The sequence below is a fragment of the Chryseobacterium sp. TQ-BC-N36 genome (assembly GCF_058382295.1).
Genome location: NZ_CM178175.1, coordinates 2,607,224 through 2,623,328, shown reverse-complemented (window position 1 = coordinate 2,623,328; position 16,105 = coordinate 2,607,224). Strand labels below are relative to the sequence as shown.

At 36.7% G+C, this 16,105-nt stretch carries 19 protein-coding genes and 2 tRNA genes; 6 read left to right on the top strand and 15 right to left on the bottom strand.

The window, feature by feature from the left end; all coding sequences use genetic code 11:
• Window positions 1-130: 130 nt before the first annotated feature.
• From tyrS to AC3FI7_RS11710, 4 genes are all read right to left on the bottom strand, one after another.
• Window positions 131-1,330: a tyrosine--tRNA ligase gene (tyrS, locus tag AC3FI7_RS11725; RefSeq protein ID WP_491462074.1), complete on the bottom strand. Its 1,200-nt coding sequence runs from the start codon at window positions 1,328-1,330 to the stop codon at window positions 131-133.
• 473 nt (window positions 1,331-1,803) lie between these two features.
• Window positions 1,804-2,394 carry an NAD(P)H-dependent oxidoreductase gene (locus AC3FI7_RS11720; RefSeq protein WP_491462073.1) on the bottom strand — a complete coding sequence of 197 codons (591 nt, stop codon included), beginning with the start codon at window positions 2,392-2,394 and terminating at the stop codon, window positions 1,804-1,806.
• A 204-nt stretch (window positions 2,395-2,598) separates the two neighbouring features.
• Complete coding sequence (locus tag AC3FI7_RS11715; RefSeq protein WP_491462072.1) at window positions 2,599-3,093, bottom strand: GNAT family N-acetyltransferase; 495 nt, start codon at window positions 3,091-3,093, stop codon at window positions 2,599-2,601.
• On the bottom strand, window positions 3,071-3,691 hold the full coding sequence (locus AC3FI7_RS11710) for a TetR/AcrR family transcriptional regulator (protein ID WP_142724938.1): 621 nt from the start codon (window positions 3,689-3,691) through the stop codon (window positions 3,071-3,073). Before AC3FI7_RS11710 ends, AC3FI7_RS11715 begins: the two co-directional genes overlap by 23 nt.
• Window positions 3,692-3,789: 98 nt before the next feature.
• Between AC3FI7_RS11710 and AC3FI7_RS11705 the strand changes: the two genes are divergently transcribed.
• Together AC3FI7_RS11705 and AC3FI7_RS11700 are read left to right on the top strand one after the other, a co-directional pair.
• Window positions 3,790-3,924 (top strand): hypothetical protein, encoded by a 135-nt coding sequence (locus AC3FI7_RS11705; RefSeq protein ID WP_262711793.1) that lies wholly within the window; start codon window positions 3,790-3,792, stop codon window positions 3,922-3,924.
• Window positions 3,924-4,283: a hypothetical protein gene (locus tag AC3FI7_RS11700; RefSeq protein ID WP_343659556.1), complete on the top strand. Its 360-nt coding sequence runs from the start codon at window positions 3,924-3,926 to the stop codon at window positions 4,281-4,283. Before AC3FI7_RS11705 ends, AC3FI7_RS11700 begins: the two co-directional genes overlap by 1 nt.
• An 81-nt stretch (window positions 4,284-4,364) precedes the next feature.
• Here the strand turns inward: AC3FI7_RS11700 and AC3FI7_RS11695 are convergent, their stop codons facing one another.
• A complete protein-coding gene (locus tag AC3FI7_RS11695; RefSeq protein WP_491462071.1) occupies window positions 4,365-6,737 on the bottom strand; it encodes a TonB-dependent receptor in 2,373 nt (790 codons plus the stop codon).
• A 136-nt stretch (window positions 6,738-6,873) separates the two neighbouring features.
• On the opposite strand from AC3FI7_RS11695, the gene AC3FI7_RS11690 reads away from it, so the two are divergent.
• Together AC3FI7_RS11690 and AC3FI7_RS11685 are read left to right on the top strand one after the other, a co-directional pair.
• A complete protein-coding gene (locus AC3FI7_RS11690; protein ID WP_491462070.1) occupies window positions 6,874-7,449 on the top strand; it encodes a Crp/Fnr family transcriptional regulator in 576 nt (191 codons plus the stop codon).
• A 59-nt stretch (window positions 7,450-7,508) separates the two neighbouring features.
• Window positions 7,509-8,528: an NAD-dependent epimerase/dehydratase family protein gene (locus tag AC3FI7_RS11685; protein ID WP_491462069.1), complete on the top strand. Its 1,020-nt coding sequence runs from the start codon at window positions 7,509-7,511 to the stop codon at window positions 8,526-8,528.
• Between the two features lie 10 nt (window positions 8,529-8,538).
• Here the strand turns inward: AC3FI7_RS11685 and AC3FI7_RS11680 are convergent, their stop codons facing one another.
• On the bottom strand, window positions 8,539-9,162 hold the full coding sequence (locus AC3FI7_RS11680) for a hypothetical protein (protein WP_491462068.1): 624 nt from the start codon (window positions 9,160-9,162) through the stop codon (window positions 8,539-8,541).
• Window positions 9,163-9,356: 194 nt separating this feature from the next.
• Here AC3FI7_RS11680 and AC3FI7_RS11675 point away from each other — a divergent pair, with 194 nt between their 5' ends.
• Window positions 9,357-9,920, top strand: a complete 564-nt coding sequence (locus tag AC3FI7_RS11675; RefSeq protein WP_491462067.1) for a TetR/AcrR family transcriptional regulator — start codon at window positions 9,357-9,359, stop codon at window positions 9,918-9,920.
• Window positions 9,921-9,959: 39 nt separating this feature from the next.
• Window positions 9,960-11,363 (top strand): MFS transporter, encoded by a 1,404-nt coding sequence (locus AC3FI7_RS11670; RefSeq protein ID WP_491462066.1) that lies wholly within the window; start codon window positions 9,960-9,962, stop codon window positions 11,361-11,363.
• An 84-nt stretch (window positions 11,364-11,447) separates the two neighbouring features.
• Here the strand turns inward: AC3FI7_RS11670 and AC3FI7_RS11665 are convergent, their stop codons facing one another.
• The 9 genes from AC3FI7_RS11665 to AC3FI7_RS11625 form a co-directional block, all read right to left on the bottom strand.
• On the bottom strand, window positions 11,448-12,725 hold the full coding sequence (locus tag AC3FI7_RS11665; protein WP_491462065.1) for a serine hydrolase domain-containing protein: 1,278 nt from the start codon (window positions 12,723-12,725) through the stop codon (window positions 11,448-11,450).
• 81 nt (window positions 12,726-12,806) lie between these two features.
• Window positions 12,807-13,538 (bottom strand): class I SAM-dependent methyltransferase, encoded by a 732-nt coding sequence (locus tag AC3FI7_RS11660; protein WP_491462064.1) that lies wholly within the window; start codon window positions 13,536-13,538, stop codon window positions 12,807-12,809.
• A 234-nt stretch (window positions 13,539-13,772) separates the two neighbouring features.
• Complete coding sequence (locus AC3FI7_RS11655; RefSeq protein WP_142724927.1) at window positions 13,773-14,186, bottom strand: SRPBCC family protein; 414 nt, start codon at window positions 14,184-14,186, stop codon at window positions 13,773-13,775.
• Between the two features lie 2 nt (window positions 14,187-14,188).
• Complete coding sequence (locus AC3FI7_RS11650; RefSeq protein ID WP_142724926.1) at window positions 14,189-14,692, bottom strand: SRPBCC family protein; 504 nt, start codon at window positions 14,690-14,692, stop codon at window positions 14,189-14,191.
• Between the two features lie 68 nt (window positions 14,693-14,760).
• A complete protein-coding gene (locus AC3FI7_RS11645; RefSeq protein WP_142724925.1) occupies window positions 14,761-15,081 on the bottom strand; it encodes an ArsR/SmtB family transcription factor in 321 nt (106 codons plus the stop codon).
• Window positions 15,082-15,237: 156 nt separating this feature from the next.
• Entirely contained in the window at window positions 15,238-15,438 is a 201-nt protein-coding gene (locus AC3FI7_RS11640; protein ID WP_228451271.1) for a YqaE/Pmp3 family membrane protein, read from the bottom strand.
• 27 nt (window positions 15,439-15,465) lie between these two features.
• Window positions 15,466-15,849 carry a tetratricopeptide repeat protein gene (locus tag AC3FI7_RS11635; RefSeq protein ID WP_142724923.1) on the bottom strand — a complete coding sequence of 128 codons (384 nt, stop codon included), beginning with the start codon at window positions 15,847-15,849 and terminating at the stop codon, window positions 15,466-15,468.
• Window positions 15,850-15,943: 94 nt separating this feature from the next.
• A tRNA-Lys gene (locus AC3FI7_RS11630) sits at window positions 15,944-16,016 on the bottom strand.
• A gap of 4 nt (window positions 16,017-16,020) precedes the next feature.
• A tRNA-Lys gene (locus AC3FI7_RS11625) sits at window positions 16,021-16,095 on the bottom strand.
• Window positions 16,096-16,105: the final 10 nt, after the last annotated feature.

The window sequence follows — 16,105 nt, the reverse complement described above, 5'->3', positions numbered from 1 at the left end:
TTACTTTTTATGTTGTAAAGAATCTTTGTATTTTTTAATTCAATAAATACTTTCAAAAATATCTCAATCAAAATATTCATAAGTTCCCCGTCCTAAAAAATCTCCCTCTTCCCTCTTCTGGCTTCCATCCTTATATCAACTCAAAAAAGCCTCTTCTCCCGACTTTTATTTTTGTTCCGGGGATCATTTCCGTTTCTTCATTAAGGTCTGTTATTTTAGTATTATTGATCTGAATTCCTCCGCTCAGAATCAGTCTCCGGATAGCAGACTTGCTGAGGTCATTTTTGAGATGATGACAAAGTTCAACAATAGAAATCCTGCTGTATGTACTTGCCAGGGAATCAATTGTAACAGGCTGATATATTTTCTCTTCAAAATTTTTATTCTGAAATTGACTGATAAAGAATTGTTCCGCCTGTTCTGCCGCAGTTTTATCGTGGTATTGTGTAACGATGTTCTTCGCAATCAATTTTTTGATATTCATTGGATTTTCACCTTCTGTCATTCTGGAAACAAGAGTTACCTTTTCCTCCATGGAGAAATCGGTGATCAGGTTGATGAATTCCTCAATTAAGACATCCGGAATAGACATAGTTTTACCAAACATTTCATTAGGCTCGTCCGTAAGTCCGATAATATTGTTCAGAGATTTACTCATTTTTTCTTTTCCGTCAAGGCCTCTTAGCAATGGCATACACATTATAATCTGGGCAGGCATCCGGTGAACTTCCTGAAGCTGTCTTCCCATAGTACAGTTGAAAAGTTGATCTGTACCTCCCATCTCAATATCACATTCTATTTTTACTGAATCAAAACCCTGAAGAATAGGATACACCAGTTCATGCATAGCTATAGAAGTATTCTCTGTGAACCTTTTATTAAAATCATTACGCTGCATCAATTGGGCAACAGTAACCTTTGAAAGCAGTTGGATCACCTCAGAAAAATCAAGTGCGTCCAGCCATTCGGAATTGAATACAATCTTTGTCTTCTTAACATCAATTATTTTGGAAAGCTGATTGATGTAAGTCTGTGCATTATGCTTTACATCTTCCGCACTCAAAGGTTTTCTTGCTTTATTTTTTCCGGTAGGATCACCAATTCTTGCCGTAAAGCTTCCGACAACGATGATAATCTGATGCCCCAGATCCTGAAACTGCTTCAGTTTTTTCAATACTACTGCATGTCCCAGATGAAGATCCGGAGCGGTAGGATCAAATCCCAGTTTGACAGATAGTTTTCTGTTTTCTTTTTTTGCCTGATTAAGTTTTTCTTCGAGGCCGTTTTCAGGCAGGATGATGGCCACATTTTCTTGTAATGAATCAATCATGTTGAATAGTTTTAAAATGAAAAAGCCCGGACAGGTACTGTCCGGGCTCTATATATTATAAGTTAGATTATTATTGGATTACAGATATAGAAAGTCTTCCCGAACGATAGCCCGGAGTGTAATATTCACTGAAGAATGGAAGACGTAATATACTGTTCAGATGTTTCATTGTGATGCCAATATACAGAAATTTGCTGTAAATCCAATATTTAAACCATTAAGACGCATTGCAGGGTTATAACAAGATTTGTTTTAAAAAAAACTTAACCATCCATCAGTCTTAATGGCTTAAAATAATGGTTCAAAACAATTTTACTTGCGATTTCTGAAGCTAATTTCATGCCACAAATTGGTTAACAATAAAATAGAAGATCAGGATGTAAAAAACTGTATTTTATTATTTTCCTGAGTTGCTTGTATAAGGTCAATAAGACAGGACTTATGCCCTGTTTCCAATGCATGTTTATAAAAAATTAATAATTAAGTACCTGCTCTGAATATAGATTTTTAATCTGGTCTCTCCATATGTCAAGATCCTCAGAAGAGGCTTTATCTGCTTTGTCAAAAAGTAAATGTCTGATGATTTCCAGCCCGGAATAGATGAAAATTCCATGATCAGAAGTCAGGGAAAGGGCTTTATCCATTCCTGTACGCTCATATTCTTCAGATGATTTCCCATGAGTATTGATAATGACTGTTTTTTTACCTTTCAGAAGTCCCTTTTGTATCCCCTGATCATAACGGTATGCAAAGCCATAACTGAAAACACGGTCTATATAGCCTTTCATTACAGCGGGAAGTCCTGTCCACCAGATAGGATAAATGAAAGTGATCTGCTCGGCCCATGAAATATGGTCCTGTTCTGTCTTTACATCATCCGATACTTTTCCCATGCGCTGTCCCTGCATATCATTCAGGGAAAGGACAGGATTAAAACCGATTTGATAAAGATCTCTTACCACGATCTCCTGATTACGGGACCGGAGTGTTTCAACCACCGTGTTCATAAGATGATGATTTAAACTGTTTTCGTTGGGGTGCGCGTAAATAATTAAGTGTCTCATTGTTTTGATGATTTAGATTAACGAGACAAAAGTAGAGGGATGTGCTTTTCAAAAATTGTAAGAAAACGAAACGGGGTCTTTGGACTTTAGGTGGCAGTCCGGATTTTCAGAACAGCTTTCAATCATAAAAGTACGTTTTCGAATTCCTTTGGAACTGAAATTCTGATCACGTTATATACCGGTTGTAATTCCCTCATTCAAAAGTTAAGAAAGATTTTTTGCCATTTTATAATTGGTCAAAGCAATTCCTTTGATATTGACCTCTTGTTCCTGAATCACATGAAAGCCAATTCTCTCGAAAAACGGTCTTGCGGTCTTGCTTGCATCAGCTGTTATCTGCATTTGATGATGCAATCGTACTTCTTTTTCAACTTCATTGTAAAGGATTGAGGCTATTCCTTTTTGCTGGTAATCTTTATGTACAAAGAGCAGGTCGATATAATTTCCCTGATCAAGAGTACAGAAACCTGCGATCTGATTTCCGGATACTGCAACCAAAACATACTGATCTCTGATCACTTTTATCCATCTTTCTTTGTTGTCTGCTCCGGATTTCCATGCTTCGAGTTGATGCTGGTCATAGTCTTTTTTGCAGACTTCATCTATGCTCGTTTTGAACAAACTCAACATTTCCGGAAGATCAGTCTCGTTCCCTTTTCTGATTGTAATATTTTGGTTATCGGATATATTGTTGTTCATAAAGTTTTTGCTGTTCTTTATTGAGAAGTGGATAAAAAAGATTCATCTGAAGAAGTGTATAATGCTGTATTGCTTCCTGGGAGCTGAGTTTTAGAACAAGCCTGTTGTGGGTCAGCCAGTTGTCTGCAATAATAAAAATCTGTTCTGTAAGGCAGTCTACAACAAAATGAGGAATATCTTTCTTAAAAATATTGCTCTTCTGGAGATCTGAAAATATCAATTGAAACTCTTCTTTTCTGTTGAAATTAATGCCTTTATATCTAGATTCTATTTCAGGAATTTGATTCAGGATATCTATAAAACTGATGAATATAAAACGGTAGGAATAAAAAATTTCAGAAGTAGAAAACGTAAACTGAAAAAGATCTTCCAGGGTTTTATGTTCCTTTTTTTTCATCTGATTCAGAAGTTCATCCATTTTCAGGGTAAGCTCTGAGAAAAGAATTTTAATAATGTCTTCGGAATGCCTGAAATGATAATGCAGATTCCCTGCACTGATACTGAGCTCAGCTGCAATATGCCTGGTGGTAATATTATTATACCCTTTATCATTAAATAATTCCAGTGCTTTGGACAGAATCTTATCCTTGGTCTTCATAGTTCAAAGATAAGAATATAAGAGTGGATATAAATCATATTTTTAAAATTAGAGCAAATGTTCTAATTTAATATATTTGTACCATAAATCTTATCAAAATGGAAGGAAAACAAAAATTCGATTACGAATCAGCAGAAAATACTGGAAAAGAGAATAGAACAGATCCACAGGAAGTTATATCAAAAATACTGCAGGTCCTTCTTGGGATTATCATGGCAGTACTGCATATGTAATGGAAAAAAGAATTTCATACTGGTTTCTGCTGGGTCTGATTGCCTGGGGAATCATTATTCTGCTGAGGCGAAACGGAATCTTTATTCCTGTTATCAATGATTATTTTACAGATGGTATTACCGTTCCCATGTATTGCTACCTGATAGAGTACATCATGAATACTGTTTTAGGGTATCACTGGAAATGTGACCTGAAATTTGTACTGACTTCAGTACTTTATCTTTCTCTTCTGTTTGAAGTGCTTTGCCCTAGGCTATCCGGAGATTTTACAGGAGATTTTTCCGATGTACTTGCTTATTCTACCGGAGGAATATTGTATTACTTTATAAAAGTGAGGCCTTTGATAGCCGGTAAATAAAAAGCCGGCATATCCAGATCGTAAGGAAACTGCCGGCGGTGTTATCGTTTTTATCCTGTTTTGGTAATAGATCTACAAGGCTTAGTTGCTGCCACCTGCCCGGTTTGATTCTTCAAATTTTACCTGCTTGGTAGCTCCTTTCACATTATTGTTCCCAAATTTATAGGTAAGAGAAAGGTGAACATTTCTGGTAATTCCTTTGTACTGAAAATCGATATTATAAGAAGGGTAATATTCTATTCCTTTTTCCCGGTTGCTATTCAGAATATCGTTAAGATAGAGGTTAACCAGCAGTTTTTTTTCCATAAATGCCAGTTTCATACCCGTATACAATGAAGAACTGTTGTAATAATATGAATTTCCAACCCTGTTAGGAAGACTGCCCCAGAGTCCCAACATAAAAGTGACTGTTTTTTCTTTATTAAGGAAAAAGCTGTTGTCGATATTAAGATTGGCACTGTATCCGGCAGGAGCCGGCAGAATCTGGGGATCATAAGATTTGGATTTCGTATAATATCCGTTTACAAATACCGTAGATTCCAGCCATTTCAGCTTGTTGTAGTTATAGCTGATATTGATACCCGCCTGATCTTCATTGTAGAAGTTTTTGGCCACTGTATATCTGTAATCACCATCTACCATTTGGATCCTGTCCCAGTTGTCCTTATTGTAATTGTAATATAGGGTGATATTAAGATTATTGTTCAGCACATATCCAAATTCAAAATTATCTGAAAACGATGGTAAAAGATAAGGGTTACCTGTGCTGTATTCATACTCGGAAGTATAATATTTGAACGGATTCAGGTTACCAAAGTACGGACGTGAAATTCTTCGTGAGTAGTTGAGAGAGAATGAATGGTTTTCATTGGGCTTATAACTGATGTAAGCAGTAGGAAAAAATTTTCCATAATTGATCTTTGCAGAAGTATCATCATTCATGGAAATCCCCTCCAATGTAGTGTATTCATAACGGAGCCCAGCCTTTGCGTCCCATTTTTCACTGATTTTAAAATTGGTAGAAAAGTAAACGGCATAGTTCTCTTCATTATAAAAGAACGTATTGGTTCTGCCCGTGTTCAGGTCATACTGCCCGTTGTTGATATTGAAGAAATTAAATTCAGAATCATTTTTGATCTTAGTATATTTTATACCGGATTCTGTCTTGATTTTAGCAAAAGTTTTTTCAAGATCAGCCTGCCCTGAATAAATCCGGTATTTACTGATGGGATTGGCCATTGTAGAAATCGTTTCAGAAGTAATGGTATTGGAAAAATTTCTGGCATTGGAATTATTAAGCATCAGATTGGCCGTAATGTTTAGTTTACCTCCAGCACTGTCCAGTTTTGTTTCATAAAATGCTGTAGCGTTATGAACATCTCTGCTGTTCCGGTTCCTGAAATTGGAAAGGATATTCAGCAATCCTTCATCATTGAACCTTGCAGATTGGCTTTCTCCCTGTTCCAATGGATTACTGTGGGAGTAGTTATAATTGATTCCGATAAGATTTTTGTCATTGATCTTGTATTCTGCCTTTGCATTTCCTCCTTTATATTTGTAGTTATTAAGGTTTTGAGTATCCCGGTTCCAGTAATCATTGCTGCTGTTGGCGGAAAGATAATTATATGTGGTGTAATACCAGTAATTATCCCCCACGGAAAGGTTGGTACTCAGAGACAGCTTTTCTCCCTGATAATTAAAAGTAGCCCCACTTCTTGCCGATACCGTGGGCCTGCCCCAGAAATAATTACCTGAAGTCTGAATAGATCCGTTCCAGCCCAGATTGGCGTTCTTCTTGAGAATAATGTTGATCAGTCCGCTTTTTCCTTCTGCATCATATTTTGCGGGTGGAGTGGTGATGACTTCAATTTTAAGAATATCATCAGATCGTAATGTTTTCAGATAATTGATAAGCTCCTGGCCATTAAGATTCAGCAGTCTGTCATTGATCATAACAGCAACATTACTTTTTCCGGCAATGCTTATCGCATCATCACTGGTTTTTACCATTGGTGTTTTGGCAAGTGCTTCTATGGCATCAATGCCCTGTGAGGCGACAGAATTTTCAACATTAAAGACCAGACGGTCTACTTTTCTTTCGAATAATTTTTTCTTTGCCGTAACGGTTACCCCTTCTATTTTCTGTTCGGCAACCGGTGCTTCCTTGATTTGCAGATCTTTTCTGTGCGTTCCCTTGACTGTAATTTTTTCACTATTGGTTTTTACCCCGTCTTTTATGACTTCAAATAAATATTCTCCGTCTTCTTTCAATGGAATTTTAAACATCCCTTTATCGTCTGTGATGGCTGAAAACTTCACCTCGTTTTTAGTAATCAGTACTTCAGTTTCCGTCGCCGGCTTATTGTCTTTGTCTGTGATCACCCCTTCAACACTCTGTGCAAAAATAAAAGATGAAGAAATAAGGCTTAAAAGAATAGTAATCTTCCGATTCATATTTTAGCTTTTTATACAAGACAATTATTCTGGCGGAGCTATTACATCTGGTGGTGAAGAATCTTTTTACTGTTCATCAGATATTGAGGTTTTATTTTGGTATTTTTGTATTTGACTCAACAGATATTTATTTTCAATGCACGACAAGCTTTTACAATATATCCGCTCAGGACATGAGTTTACCCAGGAAGAGGCAGAAGCGGTCAGACAATATTTTGAGCCTGTCACATTTTCAAAAAATACCATAGTAGAAGAAGCTGGTAAAGTTCCTTGTTATCTCTATTATATTGTGTCAGGGTATCTCCGTATTTTTTATACTGATCGTAATGGAAATGAAGTAACGACCCATATCAACTGCCCTCCGGGATTTTTTACTTCCTATCAGGATTTTATTAATGGTACTGTCTCCGAAAATAATGTGGAAAGTATCACAGATTCTGAACTTCTCAGAATTTCAAAAGATAACCTGGATGCTCTGATCAGAGAAAGCCAGGCAATGAAAGACTTCAGTATTTCGGTTTTTCAGCAGTCGATAGCCTATAATGAGAACCGTTCCAGAGAACTGTCAGTCCTAAATGCTGAGCAGCGCTATCTCAAACTTATGAAAGATTATCCGGAAATCATTCAGAATGTTCCTGTACAGTATATTGCTTCATTTTTAGGAATGAAGGCGGAAAGTCTCAGCAGGATCCGGAAAAAAATAATTAACTAACAAAAGTCAAGTGGTTCCGGTAAAGAGAAGGTGAACTTTGCTGCATTAAAATGAATGCAATGACAAAGAATAATATAAGCCTTGTTTCCGGGGCAAACGGACATCTTGGAAATAATTTAGTCAGATTTTTATTGAAACAGGGAGTGCCGGTACGGGCTGCCGTAAGGAATATCAACAACAGAAAACCTTTCGAAGGGCTGAACTGTGAATTGGTTCAGGCTGATATAACAGATAAAGCTTCTTTTGTAAAAGCTCTGCAGGGAGTGGAAACCTTTTATTCGGTAGGGGCTGCTTTTAAATTATGGGCTAAAGATCCTAAAAAGGAAATCTATGATGTAAATATGCGAGGTACCCGCAATACCATCGAAGCAGCTGCAGAAGCGGGGGTGAAAAGAATAGTGTATGTAAGTTCTATTGCGGCGCTCGATTATACCCATCTGCCTACCAGAGAAAGTAATGGTTATAATCCTGACCGCAGGGATATGTATTATAATTCCAAGAATGATGGTGAAAAGTTAGCCTTTGAGCTGGCTGCAAAAATGGGTATAGAGCTGGTTTCTGTAATGCCATCTGCCATGATTGGCAGTGAAGCATTTTTACCGTTAAATGTTTCTTATGGAATACTGAAGCTTATCCTGAACAAAAAAATTCCTGTAGATACCAGAATTACCCTGAACTGGATAGATGTGAAAGATGTTGCAGAAGGATGCTATCTGGCTGCTGAAAAAGGACGTTCTGGTGAACGTTATATTCTCGCCAATGAAAAATGCATGACTATTACTGATACGACAATTCTGGCCAACAGACTTTATCCGGAACTGAAGCTGGAAGTTCCACGTTCCGTACCTAAGGGAGTTCTGTTTGCCATTGCTGCCCTTATGGAATTTACAGCCAGGCTGAGCGGTAAGCCACCGGTCCTTACCCGAAAAGATATTGCCATGTTTTCAGGATTACAGCAGGATTTTGATATTTCTAAATCCCGGAATGAGTTAGGATTCAATCCTAAAGGCCCTGAAAAGGCTGTAAAAGAAGCATTAGATTATCTCATAAAAAATCCTGAAATGCTGAAAGAGGTCTGAAAAGCCTCTTTTATTGTTGTTCCAGTTTGATGATAGGACCTTTATAAAACCGGGTAAGATCATACAGATCAGTAAAATGATGCTGAAGATCAGGGATGATTTTACCGTCAAATTCCTTCAGGCTGCATTGGTCTTCTGCAAGCAGATATAAAGATTGATTATCCGGTTTCAGATATTCACAAAGTATATTATCCTGATGCTGTTCTTTATTGAGGATTTCTGTGAGAAAGATCCCATAGATCAGGAACTGATTAAAATTCCTGGAATCCACAATATAACTCATATCCTGCTTCAGGAGTTTTTCGTAATCAGAAAGAATCTGAAGAAAATTTTCCGCATGAACAGTTGTCGGAATTTCATAAAAAAGATCAATACCATTAATGAAAAGCTGTGTTTTGGCTTCTTCGTGATCCGAGGAATAAACTTTGGTAAACCATTGAAAAATAAGTAAGAGTTCCTCCTGAGTAAGTTCTTCAACAGAATCTTTTACTTTGTTTTTAATATTCTCAAGGGTATGTACTGCATCGGAAGGTAGGTGTTTCAGAATATTCTCTTCTTCACGGCTGAGCTTATTGTACAAATTAATTTTGGCAACAGTTGGATTGGTTTTGATGAAATACAGTTCTTCTGCCATAGTTATTTACCAGATAGTCTTTTAAAATGGTTATTTAAAGATACAAAATATGCCACAACTTTATTAAAAAAATAATATGCACTGAATGGTACGGATATTTTACTCTTTCATGTTGTACAGTAAAATTTTTTATCTGTATTAAAAAATAGATAGATTTATCTATTTTTTTAACTAGATTTGTAAAAATTTTCAGGATGAAAAAAGAAAAAGTACGCGAAAGGATTATCAGGGTTGCTTCAGATTTGTTTTACAGGCAAGGCTATAATTCTACGGGAATCAATCAGATTATTGCAGAGTCTGATATAGCCATTGGTTCGCTTTACAACCATTTTTCCTCCAAAAATGATCTCCTGCAGGCTTATTTGATCAAAGAGGAAAACAATTGGTTTGAAGGATTTGAAAACAGTACATCCAAAATCTCAGATCCGAAAGAAAAACTTTTAGCTCTTATTGATTACAGGAAAAAACTGCAGCAGACTTCAAAGTTTGCCGGATGCCATTTCATTAAAATTGTTTCTGAAATAGGAGATAGTAATCCTTCCATATCCGGTTTTTCCCAACAGCATAAAGAGAAGCAAAAGAATTTGATTACAGCGCTTGTAAAAGAACATGGAATGCAAAAACAGATTTCAGACCCGGATTTGTTAGCAGAAAATATCTTTTTATTAATAGAAGGTGCTGTGGTTACCTCCACGATCAGAAGACAAAATGATTCTTTTGACCAGGTAAAAAAAATTGTTGAGGGATTATTGCCTTAATTTTTTTGATTATTTAAAAATAGATATATCTATATAAAAATGAAATATAAGTATTTGAAATTATTGGTGATACTCTTGGGGCAATTATTGACAATTATGGATATTTTTATCATCAATGTTTCCATTCCTTCTATCCAAAGGGATCTTCATGCCGGTAACGGGGAAATTCAGTTTATGATTGCTGCCTATCTCATCGGATTTGCCTCTTGTCTGATTACCGGCGGCAGATTAGGGGATGTGTATGGGAGAAAGAAGATCTATATGATCGGATTGGCAGCTTTTACGTTGAGTTCAGCAGCTTGTGGAATTTCTGTGGATGCGGGCCAGCTGGCTGTTTCAAGGTTTATTCAGGGGGTAAGTGCTGCCATGATGGCACCACAGGTGCTTTCAATGATACAGATCCTGTTTCCAGATCATCGTGAACGTACGAAAGCGATGGGATGGTATGGGATTACCATTGGAACAGGAACTATTCTGGGACAGTTCCTAGGTGGATACTTTTCTTCCTTGACAATAATAGAAGAACCCTGGAGGCTTATCTTTCTGATGAATATTCCGGTATGTTTGCCAGCCATTTTTCTCAGTCTGAAAGTACTGAACGAATCCAAAATTCCGGTGAAACAGTCTTTTAATATAAGTGGTGTCTTAATGCTTTCTGCCGGATTGTTTTGTGCTGCCTACGCTTTAACCATGTCTGAACATGAGGGAATTCATTTCAAAAATGTTTCATTGATGATGATTTCAGTAATCATTATACAGGTTTTCATTAAAAACCAAAAGAAAAGAATCAAAAATGAACGTTCTTACCTGATTGATTTTAAATTATTCCGGTATAAAAATTTTAATCTTGGAATTGTGGCGGTTTCTTTCTTTTTCATCATGCTGGATTCTTATTTTTATATTCTGTCTGTTTTTTTTCAGAACGGATTAAAAATAAATCCGCTAAAAGCAGGTGAGATTATAGTATTTCAGGGATTGGGTTTTATACTGTCATCCATTATTTCTGTAAAGCTCATTTTAAAATATGGAAAAAAAGCCATGGTCGCAGGGCTGGTCTTTATCATTATGATTCTGGTTCTTCAGCTGTTCTTATTCGAGAAACAGGCGGATTTTCTCTTTTTTTGTCTGCTGCTGTTTTTGCATGGGGTGGGAGTTGGTTCAATCATTCCTACGCTGGCCAATATTGCTTTATCCGGGATCCCTGAAAAGCTGATAGGAAATGCATCCGGAGTATATAATACGTTTCAGCAGATCGCTGCCATCATTGGAATTGTTGCTGTGGGAAGTATTTTTTATTATTTTCTCGGAGAAAACCCTACAGTACAGCATTATCAAAAAGCTTTTTCTGTGACATTACTGATCAATATTCTCTGTTTGATTCTGGTCATTCTTTCAGTGTTTAAAGTTCCGGATCATGTTCTCCCGGAAATGGATAAAAAATAATATTGGGTTATTTCACAATTGCTGAATACTATTATAGATGTTCACGGGAATACTGTAATGTGATGTTATAAAAATCGATATGAATTACTGTATTTTTTTTGTATTTAATCTGACACCTGTTGAAATGATCATTAAGCGGTATTGCTGATCTTTATCACTCAAAAACTGATATCCATCCTCAGATTCTGGGTTATCAAAAAAAGAGGTCTGGGATTCCGGATAGATTTTAGTTCTCTCCCCATCTTTATCAAGAATATACAGGAAATGATTTTCCAGAATAACAGTAAAAACCTGTGACAGATCGGCTTCAAGGGCAAATTTTCCGGTGTATTGTTTGAGAATTTCATCAGATACTTCAATTGCTTTTCTGCTTACCTTTTGAGGAAAACGATAAGGCTGGCCATTCAAAAGGTTAATGATATCTTCAGTCACTTTCTGAAAAGGAATATCTGTGAAATTTGATGTAAAAATGAAGGTGATTCCCGATTTTAAATCCTGATAATAATAAGCCCTGTAGCCTGGTCTGCCTCCAGCTTGTATCAATTGGCTGTTTTGTCCGAACATTTTAAGAGCAAGGTCCTTCCTGATATTTTTTCCGGAAGTAAGCTGTTGGCTAAAGTTGTATAAATCATCAATGGTCGAAAAATAATTTCCTGTTTCAAACCGGTTGATGCTGATTTGGGGCACAGGAACAATTTTACCACCTTCAGCAGAAAATCCATAAGCGAAATCAGACAATGATTGGGAAGAATTAAACTCACCTGTATTTTTTAAATGGTATTTTTGGATGATTTCTTCCCGGATAAAATGCCAGTATCCCTTATCAGACAATTTGTCAATAAGATAGTGCAGAATAAAATATCCCACATTGGAATATAAGGTCTGGGTTCCAGGTTTGAACTGCAAAGACTCCTGCTTTGACAGCTCTATAGTCTTTTCAAGGCTGAGGTGATCATACTTTTCGTAATCTTTAATTTCTCTTGGAAGTCCGGACTGATGAAATAACAGATTTTCAATAGAAATTTTTTCTCCGTTTGGAAAATCAGGAATGTATTGATTAAGGTGATCTGACAGTTTAAGTTTTCCTTGTTCAACCAGTTTCAGTATTCCATATTTTACAAATATTTTTGAAACTGAAGCAATAATAAATTTACTGTTCTTATTGATCTGTAATGCCTTGTCTTCACCAGAAATATTATAGGTTTTGTCAAGAAGAACTTTATTGTCTTTAGCAACTTTTACATTTCCGTTAAAGTTTTTCAGATCTATGAGGGCTGTAAAGTAATGATCAAGCTCTTCACTGTATTGTTGGGCTGAAAGATTTAATGATAAAAAAATGAAGAAAAAGGTCAAAAGCTTCATAATCTGTTATTTGTGATGGTACAAATATACATTTTAAACACTGACATCGTTTTAAGTTTATTGCCTTGCACCTTTTTCAAATTATTTTTCAACGGAGATCAACAGCATCATCGGTCTGCGAAGTTCTTCCTTCATTTCCGGAATTTCTTTCAGCATCTCCTGACTGGGCTCAGGTTCTGTGACCGCTTTGATTGTGAAGCCATTTTTTAATAAAGTATTTAAATATGATGTTAAAGTACGATGGTATTTGATAACATTTTCTCCCAAAAAAGTAGTATTCCTTTTTCCTTCCAGAAAATAGCGGTCCACGGGCCAGCTGATTTTTTCTCCGTTTTTATCATATATCCAGTCCTGGCTTCCTTCTGCTGTAAAAACAGGATGTTCTACGGAGAAAATAAATGACCCGCCGGGAGTAAGCCATTGGTAAATATTATGGATCAAGCTATCGAATGATTCTACATAATGCAATGTGAGCGAACTCAATATAATATCAAATTTTTCAGCAGGATAATCAACATCTTCCAAAGCTTTCCTTTCATATTGAATTCCTGCCATATTGTTGATTTCTTTAGCTTTGGATAACATTCTTTCCGAAAGATCAATTCCGATTACGGATTCTGCACCATTTTCCATTGCATAACGGCAGTGCCATCCAAAACCGCAGCCGAGGTCAAGAATTTTCTTTCCTTTAAAATCAGGCAGCATATTTTTCAATGCATGCCATTCTCCGGCGCCCTCCAATCCGATCTGTGAACGGAGCATTTTTTCATACTGATCAAAAAATGCAGGATTGTCGTATTTATTTTCTTTCATAACTTCAAAAAATTGTGGTTCTTAATTAAAGTCATTTTGACTTTTTATTTAGCTTATCATTTATCCATGTCAAGGTTTTAAACCCTGACATGGATAAATGTTCTTTCTGATATTCAACTCAGATATTTCAGGCTTTGAAATGTAAATTTACAACAACAATATCAGAGTTCAGAGATTCCTGATACCTGAAAAGAAAAAGCTGAATGTAAAACATCCAGCTTTATAGCAATACTTTTAATTAGCTTCCGCATATTTTTTAAAATTATCAAGGATAGCCTGCCAGCCGCCTTTCTGCATTTCTTCAGGATTTTGGTTTTCTGGGTCGAAAGCTATATCCACATGGGTCTGTCCGTTATTTTCTTTAAAGTCAACATGTACCTGTCTTCCGTCAGGCATAGTATATGTAAAGCTTTTACCCTCATTTATTTCATTATAAACCGCTTCAAAGTCAAAACCGAAACTTCCGTCTTTTGCCTCCATTCTGGCGGCATATTTTCCTCCGACTTTCATATCATTGGAAGCAGAAGGACACTGCCATGAAGGGTCGGCGAAATTCCACCGGATGATATGCTCCGGCTGGTTGTAATAGTTCCATACTTTTTGTGCATCTGCATTGATGATCGCAGAGACTGTGATTTTGTGTCCCATTTTTATTGATTTAGTGTTAATAATAATTCGTCAAGTTTTTCCAGGGTAGCTATCATTCCCTGCTCCATACCCATTTCGATAATGGTTTCCAGATCAGTCAAAGATTGGTAGCTCACAATGGTTTCTACAAGAGTATTTTCATTTTTATCTGTGAAAGTTACCGTCCATTCTGCCTGAGGAAGAGTGGTGTTGATCTCTCCTTTTTCGTTACAGAAAGCATCGCTTGAAGTATAGGAATCAATAGGATTGATCTTATGATAGCTTACCCAGCCCCAATACTCTGTTCCATTGGGTTCTACCATAGCATAATGCCAATGTCCTCCTTCACGGAATTCCATTGATTTTGTTTTGGTGGTCAAAGGTTTCGGAGCAAACCAGCGGTCAAGAAGTTCGCTCTTTGTATAGCAGTCCCAAACCAGTGGTCGGCGGGCCATAAATTCACGTCTGATAGTCAGGGTGTTCTTTTCCTTGTCTGCAAGAAAATCGAACTGAAGATGATGTTTCATAATAGTATTTTTATAGTTTGTTCTGGATTAAAATGTTGAAAAACCTTTGGTTTTTATGGGGTTAAATTTTATTTCTGCTGGCTTTTAAGTGTTGCCAGTAAAGTGTCAAGCTGCTCGAAACGGCTTTCCCAGATCTTTCTGAACTGTTCCAGCCAATGATCTATTTCCTTCATTTTATCAATTTCTAACAGGTAATAAATTTCTCTTCCCTGGTGATTTTGAGTTACCAGTTCGCACTCCGTCAGGATTTTCAGATGCTTTGAAACAGCCTGTCTTGTGGTGTCAAAATGCTCTGCAATGGCATTGGGTGTCATTGCCTGTACAGCGATCAGCGCAATGATGGCCCGGCGTGTGGGATCAGCTATAGCCTGAAAAATATCTCTTCTCATAAACAATGATTTTTAAGTGAAACCATATGGTTGCAAATATATGCGCAACTTTTCGGTTTCGCAAATTTTTTTTGAAAAATTTACAAATCAGAAATTAAAAAATGATAAAATAAATTGCGTAAATATTTTACAATCAGAAGTTTAGGTGTTGAAAAGTTATTTTTTGTTTTGCCTCATGGCTTTAATCAATTTGTCGGTTCGCTTATCAGCTCTTTCATTTTGTAAAGAAAGCACAGCCCATATTGCGGCAGGGAGCCAGCCGATCAGAGTGATCTGTAAAATCAGACAGATAATTCCTGTAAAAATTTTTCCACGGACAATAAAAGATAAGAAGGGAAGTAAGATAGCCAGTAACATGATTTAAGTTTTAATTGAACTGATTTTTTAACGCGATTGAGGATCAAAATAGGCTTTAAAAGTGAGAGGATCTTCCGTTTTATCCTCGGCTTCTTCAAGGTATTCCAGATACTCTTCCTGATGTTTTCCCATATAAACAAGCACAATGGAAAGGTTGATAAACAGGTTTTTGTCTTTAGAACCCAGACTTAATGCCGTCTTTAAGTACTCCAGAGCTTTTTCATTCTCACCCATATCAGAATAAACAGCACCCATATTGATTAAAGCTGAAGTATTTTCAGGCTCAATAAGAAGAATTTCTTCCAGCTCTCTGACCAGCAGATCGTTCAAAGCATCCCAGTGATCTTCATTTTCCCATCTTTTAGCCTGAAGTTTTTTTACGTTTTCTAATCTTAGTGTTATCCTGTTCATTATTAAAAATTAGAGAATGGATGTTTTCTTTGCTATACCAATTAAATTTCTACTGGTAGAACATTCATTTACCATCTTTCGTTGTATTAATTAGGTCTGATAACAGGGCTCGAACCTGTGTCCTCCCGGTCCAAGAGCCGGGTGCTCTGCCACTGAGCTATATCAGATATCAGGATAGGTGCAGGGCTCGAACCTGCGTCAACCCGGGTGAAGAGCCGGGTGCTCTGCCACTGAGCTAACCTATCCTTTATTTTTT